Raw genomic sequence first — 13,784 nt, 5'->3', positions numbered from 1 at the left:
TTCAAACCGGTCCCTCATTTCCTTCTATTACATGTTTGTAAATCGCTTCGTACTCTGCTACGATTTTATCTGCATGAAATCGCTTCAACACATCTTCTCTTGCTGCTTGTCTAAATTGCTTATGGATAACAGGATCATCCAATAACTGCACTGCTTTTTTTGAGACGGCTTCTACATCTCCAACTTCACATAAATAACCAGTGACACCATCACGTATCACTTCAGGAATTCCTCCGATATTGGTCCCAATAACAGGAACACCACAAGCCATTGCTTCTAAAGCTACTAGCCCAAAGCTTTCTTTTTCACTTAATAACAACATAATATCACTAATCGACAATAATTCTGCTAAATGCTTTTGACTGCCCAACACAAGCACTTCGTTCTCAAGTTCTAGTTGACGAATTAAATCTCTTGCAGCTGGAAGGTCTTGTCCATCGCCAATTAAAAGCAATTTTGCTTTGATTGATTTCCTTATTAACGAGAAACTTCTAATGACATCTTGAATTCGTTTAACTGGTCGGAAATTAGAAATATGGATAAAAACAGCCTCATGCTCCTGAATACCATATCGCTCTTTTAGGTCGCCTGATTCAACAGGACGATATTCTCGTTCATCAATAAAATTGTATACTGTTTGAATCTTTTTTGATGTTTGTACCAATTCATGGGTTTGGCTAATTAAATTATCGGAAACCGCAGTGACTGCATCAGAGGTTTCTATGCCGAATTTAATCAGTGGTTTTAACGTGCGGTCCACTCCAAGAATTGTAATGTCCGTACCGTGTAGTGTCGTTACGATCTTAACCGGATGAGACGCCATCTGCTTTGCCAAAATGGCACAAATGGCATGAGGTACGGCATAATGCACATGTAAAATATCAAGCTTCTCCCGATCTATCACTTCTGCCATTTTACTTGCAAGTGTCAAATCATAAGGAGGATGCTGAAACACTGCATATTGATTCACTTGAACCTCGTGATAATAGACGTTAGGATAAACACGATCTAGACGGAAAGGAATACTTGACGTAATAAAATGAACGTCGTGACCCTTACCTGCAAGCTGCTTACCCAATTCAGTTGCAACCACACCTGATCCCCCAACCGTTGGATAGCAGCTTATTCCAATTCGATAGTTCATAATTGTTACAATGTCCCTTCCAATAAGTTAGTGACAACAAAGGGCTTTTTTGTTTGGAAGCCTTCTGCAGCTTTTACACCTGCTTGACTTCCAAACACCTTGTCTCTTGCCTCTACACTTTTAATATACTCAGCATTTAATGGTGTCACAACGGAGCCAGCCAATTGCTCAAATTGACTGCGATAAGAACTTAAGGCCTTTCTTTTTTGCTCCTGCCATTCTGTAATATCCACCACAAAATCCGGTTGACTAACACCATTTATATAATATGTATATAAATCACGTACTTTGTGAGCTGATAACTCTTCGTCACATTGATACTTATATATTCGAGCATTAAATACAGCTTCTTCGACAATATTCCCTGCATGAATATGATCAGGATGTCGATCTGGGCTTCCTGGAGCAAACACAATCGTTGGCTTATATTTACGGATAACAGCAGTCACTTTTGCCATATCCTCTGGCTGGATCGGAAATAGACCCCTGTCAGGCAGCTCAAGCTGAACACGGACGTCAAGTCCCATATGTCTAGCCGCCTCTTCTGCTTCATCTTGGCGTGTTTCAACTGTTCCATTTGATGAAAGCTCAGCTCGTGTTAAATTACAGATCCCAACTCTTTTTCCCATAGCCGAGTACTTAGCAAGCGTACCTGCCATGCCAATTTCAACATCATCAGGATGAGCACCAAATGCAAGAATATCAAGTGATTCCAAATTATTATTCCTTTTCATGCACGACCTCACGCCATTTAAAGTCACCATTTTGTAGTCCTTTAATCAAAATATCTGCAGTGCCTAAATTAGTAGCCAATGGTACTGCTTGTAAATCACATAATCTTACTAGAGCTGTGACATCCGGTTCATGAGGCTGCGCTGTTAAAGGATCTCTAAGAAATATAATCAAGTCAAATAAATTCTCAGCTACACGTGCTCCAATTTGCTGATCTCCGCCGAGTGGTCCTGATTTAAAAAGAGTAACTGGTAAGCCAGTTGCTGCTGTAATTCTAGTCCCAGTTGTGCCCGTGGCATATAATTCATGTTCGGCTAGGATATCTTTATATGCCAACGTAAATTCAACCATATCGTCTTTTTTCTTATCATGAGCAATCAATGCAATTCTCATAGTAGGTTCTCCTCTATTCAATAATATGTTCTAATCCATATACGAGTGTATTTAATGTTAAAACAGCTTCTACTGACAAGCGAACACCTGGCATAAATGAAGCTCGATTAATTGAATCGTGACGAATGGTTAACGTTTGTCCGGGTCCTCCAAATAAAACCTCCTGGTGTGCAACCAAACCAGGCAAACGAATACTATGAATACGCATGCCATCCAGTTCAGCTCCGCGAGCACCTGGCAAGTCTTCTGTTTCTTGAGGATGTCCTTGTTTTTTTGCTTCTCTAACTTCTGCGATTAGCTGTGCCGTTTTATGAGCAGTACCTGATGGAGCATCTAGTTTTTTATCATGATGCATCTCTAAAATTTCTACATCTGGCATATATCTAGCAGCTGTTTGTGCAAACTTCATCATTAGGATAGCACCAATTGCAAAGTTCGGCGCAATAATGGCACCAATTTCTTTATCCTCTGCCTTTGCACGTAAGCGCTCTATGTCTTCTTGGCTAAAACCTGTTGTACCAATAACAGGACGTACGCCATGATCAATTGCCGCTTCTAAATGAACTCTTCCAGACTCAGGAGAAGTTAAATCAATAAGAACATCTGGCTGTTGCTCGGTAAAACATTTTTCAATGTCTGTATAAATTGGGATATCAAGATTTGGCATGCCATCGAGTTCAGACAAGCGCTTTCCTTCATTTTTTGTATCAACCACAGCAAGCAACTTAAAATGCTCAGTCTGCTCTGTTAGTTTCACGGCTTCCATTCCCATATTCCCTCTTGGCCCAGCTATAATGATGGTAATCTCTTTCATTTCTATCACCCTTCTATATCTCAACATCGCATATCTTTTGTCGTTTCAATCTCCATAATAGAGCATCTACTACTATGTTAGCGAATTGGATGCATTTTCGCAATTGTAAGAGCTATGTATTTCTTGCTAAAATTATTGACTTGCTTATGAGGCTTGGGGCAGGGATGTACGGATAACCAAAAAAGTCAAACGATCAGTTAGGGTCGTTCGTCTTTTTGGGTTTAATATGTATATATGAAAAAGGGGTATCTGCATGCCACTCCAGGGATGGGGGGCACGCTTTCCGTGGGTGGGCGGGCGCCCGCCTAAACCGGCTACGCCGTTTCATTTCAACCCTGCCCGTAAGTCCCACAGGAGTAGCCCTCTCCCCCATCCCGTCCGCTTTTTAGAGCGTCAGATCATCGATGGTAATAATACCTGATAAATTAAATTTGGTGTATTATCAGCACAGAGACATTTCTAATTTATAAAGTGAAATATCTAGTCTTAAAAAATGAAAGTGTACGAACAATTCAAATATGGAATGAGACTGTAAATACAAAAGAATGAAAAAATTCGAGTCGAACAATTTGAATGAGTCGCACATCTATTTTAGAACTTCTTTGATCTGTAAGTAATTCACTCCTAGTTATAATAATAAACCAGTGTATGTCCTGCGTGGTTGCACTAATCTCTTATGTCTTATAGACAAAAAACCGAATCATTATGTTAATTAAATAACATAATGGTTCGGTTTTGATAGCTAAGACATTTCTACCCCAGCATCGAAAAATAGTATATCTATGTACACGAGTATGGGTGTTCTTATTTTCGATTCTCCATTAGCTGTTCAACATGAATAAGTGTTTTATCAGAAGAATGCGCTTCCTTTTTCAAGAGTTCTTCTCTTAACAATTGGATAAAATCTTGGTTATGATCTTCAAGGAGAGCTTGTCTATATGCTACTCTTAACACATCAATAGATAAATGTTTGTCCACTTGCTAACCCTCTTTTCTATAGATTAAGTACAACATTCATTTCCCAACTTAACACGTCATAAAACCCATTTTATACTTAATATCTAAATTGAAATCATTTTGACATCTAATTGCAATCTTTTAACGATTTCTGCGGGTCGAAATACAAACATCTATAAATGAGATGGCATTCCATATGCCTAAAACAAAACAGCTTGATAACACAATCATACCTGTCTGTTTATCTATAACCCCCCATTTTGCAATAACAAGCATGATACCTAACGCCAGAGTGATGCAATTAATGAATAAAATAGCTAATAAAGAAATGGTTTTTCGCATATCTATCCCACCCTTCTTTTATCTTTATTCTATGTGTCGATTTTTTCTCGCATGATTGGAGAAACTGAATTAAATGAATACTAGCTTTTTTGTGCCTTGTCTTATAGAGTAATGTTGGTAGAGGAGGAATTTGTAGATGTATCAACATATACGAAATATTATATTCGTTATCTTCGGAGCAGCTTTGATGTCGTTTGGTCTTGTTTTCTTTAATATGGAGAATTCGCTCGCAGATGGTGGATTTACAGGAATAACGCTTTTGTTATATTTTGCGTTTGAGATTAATCCAAGCGATCTCAAATCTGGTATTAAATATTCCTTTATTTTTAATCGGTTGGAAGCTACTTGGACGCACCACATTTATTTATACAATCATTGGAACGGTTTCTGTCTCTGTGTTTTTGGACTTATTTCAACGTTTTCCCGTTATACATGTTCCACTTCATGATGACCTTACATTAGCTGCTCTTTTTGCTTGGTGCTTTTATTGGTGTAGGACTTGGTTTGGTGTTTCGATATGGGGGAACTACAGGTGGAGTAGATATTATCGCGAAGCTTTGTTTACGATATTTTGGTTGGAGTATTGGTCGTACCATGTTTGTTTTTGATGCATGTGTCATTGCGACGTCGTTACTCTATATCAATTACCGCGAAGTGATGTATACATTGCTTCTCGTATTTATCGCCGCTCGCGTGATTGATTTTATTCAAGAAGGAGCCTATTCTGCTAAAGCTGCCTTTATCATCTCTGAACACATTCCAGACATCTCAGAAGCCATTCTAAGAGAAATGGGAAGAGGAGCTACCTCTTTAAAAGGCAAGGGATCATTCACAGGTTCAGATAAGGATGTCCTGTATTGTGTGGTCGCACGAAACGAGCTCACGAGATTTAAGAATCTAGTTCAACGCATTGACCCACATGCATTTGTTACCATTAGTAACGTTACTGATGTTAGCGGTGAAGGATTTACACTAGATGAAAATAAACAGCCATTACACTTGTAAACGCAAAAAAGGATGACCAACCATTAGCTGTTCATCCTTTTTGAATTAATCATCATTCATGCCAATAAACATAAATACAAAGCGTGCTAGTTCAAGTAACGCAACTAACGCACCCGCAACATACGTCATGGCAGCTGCATCTAGGACCTTTTTCGTTTCACGTTCTTCGTTATTACGAATAACGCCTGTAGAAACCAACTGTCCCATCGCTCGACTACTTGCATTAAACTCAACAGGTAACGTCACCAGTTGGAATAACACAGCTGCAGCCATAAAGACGATACCGACTAAAAGCAGGTTTTGCCAAGTAAAAAGTATACCTGCAATGATAAAGAAAAACGAGGCATTTGAGCCAAACGTTGCAACTGGTACTAACGCACTTCTAAATTTTAAAAATGAATAATCCTCAGCATCCTGAATCGCATGTCCAACCTCATGAGCGGCAATGGCAGCTCCAGCTACTGACGGCTTATGGAAATTATCAGAAGATAAACGAACCGTTTTAGAGCGCGGATCATAATGATCAGATAGTTGACCTTTTACTTCCTCCACTCTTACATCAAACAAGCCATTTTCGTCTAGAATTTTACGTGCTACTTCAGCACCCGTCATATCTGCTGAATTTCGGATTTTTGAATACTTGTTATACGCTTTTTTGACACGACTGCTGGCAACAATCGGAATAATCAGCAACAAGGCAAAATAAACAAGAAACGACATAGACATTGTATACTCACCTCAACCTTTAACTTGATAAATTAAGTGTACGTAAAACGTCAGGAAAAGTCAAAGTATACGACTGAAACTACTACTACAAAAGCATCCGTTCACAAATTCGTTACATTTTGCCCTTTTCACGATGCTTCGATTGATCCGCGCGGTATTTTCTCCACCCCACATAAGATAGGGAAAAAAGAATCATTCCACCGATTGTAAACATAATCCACCAGAGAGACGGATCAGCCTCATCTTTGTCGTAATCTTCATACATTGTTTCGATATCTTCTTTAAGCTGCTCAGCATACGCTGTACGTGTATCCGCATTTAGTTGTTCTTTTGAGGATAGAATTGCATCCAATTGCTGATCAAGTAAATAAAGATCACTCGCTGCCTGGATCGAGAGTGCAGGGCGAATGACTTGATACTGTCGATTAATTTCATTTAATTGCTGATAAAATTGGTCAGATGTTGGATCTAAAGCGATCTCTTTAAGTTCTTCAGCTGCCTTAAGAAGAGTGGATTCACTATATAACCAGAGTGGCTGACTATCATTTGATACCGCATCAACGGCAAGACGAAAAGAAGTAACTCGATCAATACGATCCAAATCTTCTAAATCTGATGATTTGAGTGCAAGATGTGCTTGATGATAAGTTAGCCAAATCGCTTGTTCCGCCTCAGCATTAAAAAATGGGTGTTCATCATGATTTTGCTTCTGCCATGTATAAGTGAATGATTCAAGTAATTGATCGGCTTCAGTAATATCTCCTTGTTTTGTTAATTGCAGGACGAGGTCGGCCATCCGACTTAAACCTGCCCCATTGTCCGTAGTGTGACCCTCTTGGCCGTATGAATAGGCTGGCCATATAAAACAAATCACACATACTATAAGCATCATGACATATCGCACAATATCCCTCCTCCATTACTTGCATCCTATGAAACCTAGGACAAGAGTAGACCTGGAATGAGGGATAAAGGCGTAAATTACATCGTTAGAACCAACCTATCTTTTCGGATACATAACCAGTAGATCATACCAACCGAGAATAAACCAAGTAAAAAAGTAAAGTAACCGATTTGTGGAACATACGGCATCAAGCCAGAAGATAGCCATGGAAACATTAAAAACACATAATCAATGATGTCATTATGTACAGTCCAAATTAACGCAGCAACCAGATGCCGCGCCTTCAAACGAAAATACGGCGCATAGATTAACGCTTGAATGGCCATTCCAGCGTGGGATAGGTTTAACATAATGATATCAGAAGTTAGTGGCGCTCCTGCGATTACAGCAGAGCTATTCATCACAACTGCCCAGATCCCATACTTCAATAAAGTGACACCAGCAAGGGCTTCAAATAGCGGCCAATTTTTTTCATAAGAAACGCAATCAACACAAACACAAAAAATAAACTAGCCGTTGGACTGTCTGGTACAAACGGAGTAAAGTACCAAGGTGTTGCTTTTAATTGATTCCAATACCAGATGTAGCCATAGATTGTCCCAGGAACATTGATAAGTAGCAATAAAACTAATACATACGGCTTTTTAAAATAAGTCAGCCAAGGAAGTAACATGTTCTACCCTTCTTTCTTTACAATAAAAAAATGCCTAACACAACCTTACGGGTAAACCGGGCATTTGTACCCTATTGCCAGTTTACTCGAATATGATTGATTAGACATCTTTTATTTTGGGATTATTCTTCTACTTCACCGTGGTTAGCAATGTATTCAGCCAAAATTTGAAGCTCTTCATCAGAACCTTCAAATTGATCGGCTGGCATCGCACCTTGTCCATTGTGTATCACTTCAATGATCTCATCAACGGATTTTTCGGTTTCAAGTAGATTCACTCCCATAGTGCTCCCCGACAACGTTTCACCGTGACAGGTAATACAGCTATCCTGGCCAGAATAAATTTCATAGCCTTGGGCTTCCATATTAATATCCACGTCACCTTCTTCGATTAATTGTCCTTGTTGAGCTGCAGATACCCAGTCATGCTGGTCAACCGCTTCCCACGTAAGAAAAATAGTCGAGATGACACCAAGCAACATCATAGAGGATGCAATTGGTCGTCTGATTGGACGTCGTTCTTTTCCAGTATCGAGCCATGGTGCAAGTAATAAGGCACCAAATGCCACACCTGGAATGATGACCGTCCCAAGTACATTATAATCACCAGATGCGTACGTATACTTCAATAACTGGTATAAGAATAAGAAGTACCAGTCTGGCAATGGTATGTAAGCAGAGTTAGTTGGATCAGCTAGTCCTTCTAATGGCGCTTGGATGTGCAACCGTTAAGCACAGATAACCCATTAAAAACACCGCACCAACCATCCACTCACGAAGTAAAAAGTTGGGCCAGAATGCCTCTGTTTTCCCCGGATATTCAGAGTAATCCTTAGGAATATTCGGCTTTCTCCCGTTCTCTTTCACACGAGAATCTCCAACAAATTTCATTCCTTTTCCTCGATGCATCTTGTCCCCTCCTTTTGCCGAGAATCACATGTTTTAATTTCTTATAACGGTCCAGAGATCCCTTGTTTACGAATCATAAAGAAGTGAGCTCCTAGCAAGCCAAGAAGTGCTGCCGGTAGAAAGAATACATGAATGGCAAAAAAACGAGTTAATGTTGCAGCGCCAATAATATTTCCACCTGCAAGTAATGTCTTCGTAAAGTCACCAATAATCGGCACACTTTCTGCGATCTGTAACCCAACAACTGTTGCAAAGTATGCTTTGTTATCCCACGGTAATAAATAACCCGTGAATCCTAAACCTAGCATAACAAAAAAGATGAGCACACCTACGACCCAGTTTAACTCACGAGGCTTCTTATAAGAGCCGGTGAAGAATACACGTAAGGTATGTAAAAACATCATCACAATGACCAAACTGGCTCCCCAATGGTGCATACCCCGAACAATGACACCAAATGCAACTTCATTTTGTAAATAATAAACCGATGCATGGGCATTAATAATATCAGGAACATAATACATGGTTAAAAACATACCAGATAAGATCTGAATGACTGTTACAAAAAACGTCAATCCACCAAAACAATAAACAAATGCTGAGAAATGATGAGCAGGATTGACATGCTCAGGCACTTCATGGTCAGCGATATCCCGCCACATTGGCGTAATATCAAGACGTTCATCAACGTAATCATAAATTTTTTGAAGCATCTACTACGCCTCCCACTAAGTTTGCTGATTCACTTGTCCTACTGATACTCGTCCATCCTCAACTAACACTTCATAACGATCCAGAGGTCTTTGTGGAGGTAAGTTCGGTACGTTTTTACCGTCCTTCTCAAATCTTCCACCATGACATGGGCACGCAAATTCTCCTTGATCTTCCTGATAAGCTACGGTACAGCCTAAATGTGTACAGGAAGAGGATAAGGCAATAACATCATCACCTTGTCTGAATATGTACGCTTCGTGTTGCACTTCTGACTCATACCAGGCGTCTACTTGATCATACGAAAAAACAAATCGTTGCGGTTCATCAGTCAAGTCATCCAGATCACACACATAATGCATGTCTGATTGTGCACTTGCTTTTAACGCCGGATCAAGGGCAAATCTTGCCATTGGCATTAGCATTCCTGCCGCCATAAATCCACCAACACCTGTAAGCGTATACGTCAAAAATTGTCGTCGTGACACTTTATGCTCTTTCTCGCTCACGGTTCTCCCTCCTACCAACAGATTGTAAGCCCAATCATTGGACAATAAAACTAAATAAAACTAGGACAATGTAATGATACTACAACCGGTTTCATAGCGCAATATCTCTTCACGAGAGGATTGGATCCGTTTTCATGTAAATTCGACTTTATGACCATTCTTTTGTAAAAATTGAGGAAAGATCTTTAGCAATTTCTGAGCACATATTTGCTCGATCTTTATGATTCAAAGAATGTAAATTAATTGCCGGAACCCAAATCATTACACCATTTAATTTTTGGTCCAACTCTCTCCATGCACTATCACTAGTCAGTAGAACAACGTGTTTAACCCCTTCTTCTTTCCACGATTCAATCCAGGACTGAAGCTGTTGTACATGTCCTTCATATGATTCACTTGATTGATAAGTGAATGGAAGACTTAAGATTAATCTGCCTTGATATACTCGTTCTAACTCCTCACAAATTGCCTCAGAATATTCTCCAGCAGTTACGGCTTTAGATAAGTTTTTTTGAAAAGAAAGTGGTAATAGTGGAATTAAAACGGTATCCACGTATTCTTTTTCACGTTGAAACGTATCTATATCCTTTGTTGTCCATTTCATGCTGCACCCGCTCCTTTATATGTAAAAAAAATAGAAGGCTCCTGTAAGAGCCTCCTACGTAGCATGCTGTCGGTTATCTAATACACGCAGCTCTTCTGTGTATTTCTCAAATAAAGCTTGGTTTCTTGTATCTAATGCCGAGTCAATTAGCTCTAAAAGCCGTTTCGAGTAAACATATACAACGAATGAGAGAGCAATCTTTCAGCCTCATTCTCGATGACTTCCGCTCGCTTTTGATTTTCTGGCAAATAAGGGTTGTCCTCTAATACAGCTAAATAAAGGGAGTATGATTTAGCCCCATTAAAATGAAGCTCAATGTAGATCTCTTCTGTTTGATTTAAGCGAATATCGTGAAATGCTTTTTCAGCATCTGTAGTGACATGCTGGTGTTTCCTAAATGAAAATGGAATGGTGCTCACGCCTTGAGCAGAAATAACAAGAGACTTAGGTGTTTGTTCAGCTTGTTCAATAAAATGAACTTTCTCCATTAAGTTATCATCACTCATCAGGTAGTTTAACAGCCAGGCGCATTCACGTCGCTTAAGCTCATACTGTTTTAAGAAGCTTTTTAGAAAATCCTTCTTTTCAACAACTGGAATTGTATTACCCATTCCGCACCCTCCTTTAATGATTGATCAGATTCCTCATCATTTTCACATAGAAACATCATCTAGATAGTACTACATTCTCTGCCGAGCATAGAATTCCTTTTTTTTGCTTGATTTATTTAGAATTCCTCAAGTAGTTCGATGATATCCATTCTGTCGGGTTTTAATTGAACAAGCTTTCTGAAAAATTCGACCGCCTTTTCCCTTTGACCATACTCCATTAGAAAATGCGCATACTCTTCAAGGAAATCAGCGTCTTCAGCAAATGCAGCAAGTGCCTCTTCATAAAGTGGATAAGCTTTTTCATATTCATCTAATGACCGTAATGCAAATGCTTCATACCAATCCAACATTGCATCTGCTTCACCATAAGACCTTGCATGTGTGCATAGTTCTAGAAGCTCATCTATTTGCTCTTCATGGCGCAAATAAGCAGCCAATGTTTGTAGGGCTTCCATATTTGAAGGATTTAGAGCCAATGCTTGACGAAGATGTGTTTCGCCTTGCTCGGGATCCTGTTGTTTAAAGCTTATTTTTCCTGCAAGTAAATGAAGCTGATCATTAAATTCATCTGCAGACATCCCGTCTTTTAACACTTCTAAAGCTTCTTGCAAACGGTTGTCAGTCTCGTATGCTTTAGCCAAATACGGATACAGACTTGTATAATCAGAATCAAGCGATTTTAGCGCTTCTAATTGTTCTATTGCAACCGTCATGTCTCCAGCTTGATAGGCTGTAAACCCAAAGCCGAATAAGGCATCTGGAGTCATTGAATCTTCCATTCCTTTTTGATAATACTGCAAGGCTTCTTCAAATTCTCCGGTTGCACTATAGGCTTCCGCTAGCTTTAAATCAACAGGTACTCCCTTTAGCTCATCTTTTTGATAAACGGCTTTTTTAAGATAAGGAATGCTTTTGGAATAATCGCCTCTATCTAAATAAAATTCTCCCAAACCGTAAGTGATGATGACCTCATCAGGTGCATGTTCACTTGCTGCAAGTAGCTTTTGCTCTGCCACTTCATCAAGCGATTGCATTTGATATAAGTCAGCTAAAAGAATTTGTGCCTGCAAAAAGGCCTCATCAGAGGAAGGAATATCTAACAGAAGCTCAATCGCTTCATCTTCCCTCTCATCATCAATCATCATCTCCGCTGAAAAAACCGATAAGCTTCCTTCATCTGGATATAAAACTAATAATTCATCTAATAAGGCTTGTGCCCGTTTAGTATGACCAAGCTCATAAAATAACTCAACGACCGTAAATTTCTCTTCATGATCATCTGTATGACTTGCTCGCTCTAGCTTTTTTAACCCATCTTCCGTTTGTCCTGCTTCAATTGCCTGAATCGCTTCCTCAATTAATGTCATCTTGTATTCATATCCTCCGTTCAGTAAGATCCACTAATCGAATCAAATAATGGAAGCTGTTGTTTTGGTGCAAACTCCATCGAAAATAAACGTTTTGGTTTTTTAACATGAATTTGATTTCCTTGTTTGTTAAGGAAATACGTATCGTTTGCTTTTAAAAGTTGTCCTCTTTGAAAAACAACAGCTTGGTTCATCCTTATCATAATCAAGATTGCCGCTTGTCGCAACCATTCGTGCTTGCCTAGTCATGTAGTGGTTCATACGTTGGTGGTACAAAAGATAATCTGCATCACTACCAACTAATAATTCTCCTTTTTCGGGATAAAGTCCGCTTTTTTGTGCGTGCTCCTTTGTCCAAATCAACGTAGGAGTGACACTTGAAATACCAACTAGCTCACAATGTCTTATCCATGATAATTCAACGCTTGATTTTTGATTAGTGAGATCCTTGATTTTAGGAATTAACATAGATGGATAGGTTAGGAGTGCATCTGCCAACCGAGTCCATGGCACGCCGTCTAACAAAGCATCTACATTCATTTCTACTTGAATAAACGGAATCTGAAGCCTACGACATTGATGAAGCAGTGAGGGGTTAAGTAAGCGAAAGGGTATTGTAATGCCAATGACATAATCAAGTGAGCATTGCTCCATTTTTAAGCATGCATTTTTGTAAGCTGTAGGAAGACTTCTTTCGCTTTTAATTTGTTGTGATACAGCAAGTGTTGTTACGCCTTGTTTGATCCACGAACGCTCAAGATTGTTCCTCTCTTCTGTTGTTTCTACTTCTAGAAACTGCTCGTCCATTCCAATCTTTGCAGGTGCGAGCACAAGGTTACGTAAATCTACTCGCCATTTTTTCCAATACGGCATTCGTTCTTTTATATACGCGATTTTTCCATCTGCAATGACATACGATTGACGAGATACTTGCTGTTGTTTGATTCGTAACGCTTCATTCAACAAATACATTAGCAGTCCTCCCCAAGTGTTGAAGATCTTATTAAGACAAGCTATGCTGTTGATAAGAAGCTAAGAACAAAAAAATCTCTATTATTTTTTCTAGATGTGTTGACAATGAAAGCGTTTTCTATATAATAAATATTAAGCGTATGGTTTCTCTCCACTCCTATCCATACTATTGAATTCAGCAATTAGCTGATCCTGTAATTGAAAGCGTTTACGCTTTGGGTTGCAGGTTTTTTTTGTTCGAAAAAGAGTGTGACTATTTGAAATCAGAACAACGAAATTCACATTAACATACTGGATAGTTTCTCCATGATTAAAAACCTCAATGACATGCAATTTTCAAATGTAATTCTACCCTACCTAATTGATGTTAAGTTGTGATCAAGAAAATCTGAAAATGTTCTCTTCGAATTT

General features: G+C 39.1%; 18 protein-coding genes and 2 pseudogenes. 3 read left to right on the top strand and 17 right to left on the bottom strand.

The annotated features are described in order from the left end of the window. Position 1 precedes the first annotated feature (1 nt). The 6 genes from bshA to NDM98_RS01700 form a co-directional block, all read right to left on the bottom strand. Positions 2 to 1,144: an N-acetyl-alpha-D-glucosaminyl L-malate synthase BshA gene (bshA, locus tag NDM98_RS01725; RefSeq protein ID WP_251603919.1), complete on the bottom strand. Its 1,143-nt coding sequence runs from the start codon at positions 1,142 to 1,144 to the stop codon at positions 2 to 4. 5 nt (positions 1,145 to 1,149) lie between these two features. Next, a complete protein-coding gene (gene bshB1 / locus NDM98_RS01720) occupies positions 1,150 to 1,878 on the bottom strand; it encodes a bacillithiol biosynthesis deacetylase BshB1 (RefSeq protein WP_251603916.1) in 729 nt (242 codons plus the stop codon). Further along, positions 1,865 to 2,269: a methylglyoxal synthase gene (mgsA, locus tag NDM98_RS01715; RefSeq protein ID WP_251603912.1), complete on the bottom strand. Its 405-nt coding sequence runs from the start codon at positions 2,267 to 2,269 to the stop codon at positions 1,865 to 1,867. Before mgsA ends, bshB1 begins: the two co-directional genes overlap by 14 nt. A gap of 13 nt (positions 2,270 to 2,282) precedes the next feature. Next, complete coding sequence (gene dapB / locus NDM98_RS01710; RefSeq protein WP_251603909.1) at positions 2,283 to 3,083, bottom strand: 4-hydroxy-tetrahydrodipicolinate reductase; 801 nt, start codon at positions 3,081 to 3,083, stop codon at positions 2,283 to 2,285. An 804-nt stretch (positions 3,084 to 3,887) separates the two neighbouring features. Continuing rightward, positions 3,888 to 4,061 (bottom strand): sporulation histidine kinase inhibitor Sda, encoded by a 174-nt coding sequence (gene sda / locus NDM98_RS01705; RefSeq protein ID WP_251603891.1) that lies wholly within the window; start codon positions 4,059 to 4,061, stop codon positions 3,888 to 3,890. A 120-nt stretch (positions 4,062 to 4,181) separates the two neighbouring features. Next, entirely contained in the window at positions 4,182 to 4,382 is a 201-nt protein-coding gene (locus NDM98_RS01700; RefSeq protein WP_251603877.1) for a hypothetical protein, read from the bottom strand. A gap of 136 nt (positions 4,383 to 4,518) precedes the next feature. On the opposite strand from NDM98_RS01700, the gene NDM98_RS24885 reads away from it, so the two are divergent. Genes NDM98_RS24885 through NDM98_RS24875 form a run of 3 tightly spaced genes read left to right on the top strand, consistent with a single transcriptional unit; the run spans position 4,519 to position 5,387 of the window. Next, complete coding sequence (locus tag NDM98_RS24885; protein ID WP_506324400.1) at positions 4,519 to 4,830, top strand: YitT family protein; 312 nt, start codon at positions 4,519 to 4,521, stop codon at positions 4,828 to 4,830. Beyond that, complete coding sequence (locus tag NDM98_RS24880; protein WP_506324401.1) at positions 4,712 to 4,990, top strand: YitT family protein; 279 nt, start codon at positions 4,712 to 4,714, stop codon at positions 4,988 to 4,990. Before NDM98_RS24885 ends, NDM98_RS24880 begins: the two co-directional genes overlap by 119 nt. After that, positions 4,890 to 5,387, top strand: coding sequence for a YitT family protein (locus NDM98_RS24875; RefSeq protein ID WP_506324393.1), 498 nt, complete (start codon positions 4,890 to 4,892; stop codon positions 5,385 to 5,387). Before NDM98_RS24880 ends, NDM98_RS24875 begins: the two co-directional genes overlap by 101 nt. Positions 5,388 to 5,432: 45 nt before the next feature. On the opposite strand, the gene NDM98_RS01690 is transcribed toward NDM98_RS24875, so the two are convergent. From NDM98_RS01690 to NDM98_RS01645, 11 genes and pseudogenes are all read right to left on the bottom strand, one after another. Then, positions 5,433 to 6,107 (bottom strand): zinc metallopeptidase, encoded by a 675-nt coding sequence (locus NDM98_RS01690; protein ID WP_251608873.1) that lies wholly within the window; start codon positions 6,105 to 6,107, stop codon positions 5,433 to 5,435. Between the two features lie 118 nt (positions 6,108 to 6,225). Further along, positions 6,226 to 7,017: a sporulation protein YpjB gene (locus NDM98_RS01685; protein WP_251603875.1), complete on the bottom strand. Its 792-nt coding sequence runs from the start codon at positions 7,015 to 7,017 to the stop codon at positions 6,226 to 6,228. Positions 7,018 to 7,094: 77 nt separating this feature from the next. Continuing rightward, positions 7,095 to 7,690: pseudogene (locus NDM98_RS01680) on the bottom strand (DUF1405 domain-containing protein). A gap of 122 nt (positions 7,691 to 7,812) precedes the next feature. Next, positions 7,813 to 8,599 (bottom strand): annotated as a pseudogene (locus NDM98_RS01675) (c-type cytochrome). A gap of 41 nt (positions 8,600 to 8,640) precedes the next feature. Next, on the bottom strand, positions 8,641 to 9,312 hold the full coding sequence (gene qcrB / locus NDM98_RS01670) for a menaquinol-cytochrome c reductase cytochrome b subunit (RefSeq protein ID WP_203086765.1): 672 nt from the start codon (positions 9,310 to 9,312) through the stop codon (positions 8,641 to 8,643). Between the two features lie 15 nt (positions 9,313 to 9,327). Further along, entirely contained in the window at positions 9,328 to 9,819 is a 492-nt protein-coding gene (locus NDM98_RS01665) for a Rieske (2Fe-2S) protein (protein WP_251603872.1), read from the bottom strand. A gap of 148 nt (positions 9,820 to 9,967) precedes the next feature. Next, the gene (locus NDM98_RS01660) at positions 9,968 to 10,423 is read right to left on the bottom strand and encodes a DUF2487 family protein (RefSeq protein ID WP_251603869.1); all 456 of its coding nucleotides are present in this window, start codon (positions 10,421 to 10,423) and stop codon (positions 9,968 to 9,970) included. A gap of 54 nt (positions 10,424 to 10,477) precedes the next feature. Further along, on the bottom strand, positions 10,478 to 10,570 hold the full coding sequence (locus NDM98_RS23740) for an IDEAL domain-containing protein (RefSeq protein ID WP_308807728.1): 93 nt from the start codon (positions 10,568 to 10,570) through the stop codon (positions 10,478 to 10,480). A gap of 5 nt (positions 10,571 to 10,575) precedes the next feature. After that, a complete protein-coding gene (locus NDM98_RS01655) occupies positions 10,576 to 11,034 on the bottom strand; it encodes a ReoY family proteolytic degradation factor (protein ID WP_307728593.1) in 459 nt (152 codons plus the stop codon). Between the two features lie 116 nt (positions 11,035 to 11,150). Further along, entirely contained in the window at positions 11,151 to 12,425 is a 1,275-nt protein-coding gene (locus tag NDM98_RS01650) for a tetratricopeptide repeat protein (RefSeq protein WP_444546309.1), read from the bottom strand. A 105-nt stretch (positions 12,426 to 12,530) separates the two neighbouring features. Then, positions 12,531 to 13,373, bottom strand: a complete 843-nt coding sequence (locus NDM98_RS01645) for a hypothetical protein (protein ID WP_251603863.1) — start codon at positions 13,371 to 13,373, stop codon at positions 12,531 to 12,533. Between the last annotated feature and the right edge of the window lie 411 nt (positions 13,374 to 13,784).

It is taken from the genome of Alkalicoccobacillus plakortidis (assembly GCF_023703085.1).
Taxonomy (GTDB): domain Bacteria; phylum Bacillota; class Bacilli; order Bacillales; family Bacillaceae_D; genus Alkalicoccobacillus; species Alkalicoccobacillus plakortidis.
The sequence above is the reverse complement of the archived record's forward strand: the minus strand, read 5'-3'. Positions and strand labels throughout refer to the sequence as shown.

Bases quoted from the DNA above. Each gene is read 5' to 3' on its own strand.
- NDM98_RS24885 (WP_506324400.1), top strand. From the start codon at position 4,519: ATGTATCAACATATACGAAATATTATATTCGTTATCTTCGGAGCAGCT.
- bshA (WP_251603919.1), bottom strand. From the start codon at position 1,144: ATGAACTATCGAATTGGAATAAGCTGCTATCCAACGGTTGGGGGATCA.
- dapB (WP_251603909.1), bottom strand. From the start codon at position 3,083: ATGAAAGAGATTACCATCATTATAGCTGGGCCAAGAGGGAATATGGGA.
- NDM98_RS01690 (WP_251608873.1), bottom strand. From the start codon at position 6,107: ATGTCGTTTCTTGTTTATTTTGCCTTGTTGCTGATTATTCCGATTGTT.
- mgsA (WP_251603912.1), bottom strand. From the start codon at position 2,269: ATGAGAATTGCATTGATTGCTCATGATAAGAAAAAAGACGATATGGTT.
- NDM98_RS01655 (WP_307728593.1), bottom strand. From the start codon at position 11,034: ATGGGTAATACAATTCCAGTTGTTGAAAAGAAGGATTTTCTAAAAAGC.
- bshB1 (WP_251603916.1), bottom strand. From the start codon at position 1,878: ATGAAAAGGAATAATAATTTGGAATCACTTGATATTCTTGCATTTGGT.
- qcrB (WP_203086765.1), bottom strand. From the start codon at position 9,312: ATGCTTCAAAAAATTTATGATTACGTTGATGAACGTCTTGATATTACG.
- NDM98_RS01660 (WP_251603869.1), bottom strand. From the start codon at position 10,423: ATGAAATGGACAACAAAGGATATAGATACGTTTCAACGTGAAAAAGAA.
- NDM98_RS01645 (WP_251603863.1), bottom strand. From the start codon at position 13,373: ATGTATTTGTTGAATGAAGCGTTACGAATCAAACAACAGCAAGTATCT.
- NDM98_RS01700 (WP_251603877.1), bottom strand. From the start codon at position 4,382: ATGCGAAAAACCATTTCTTTATTAGCTATTTTATTCATTAATTGCATC.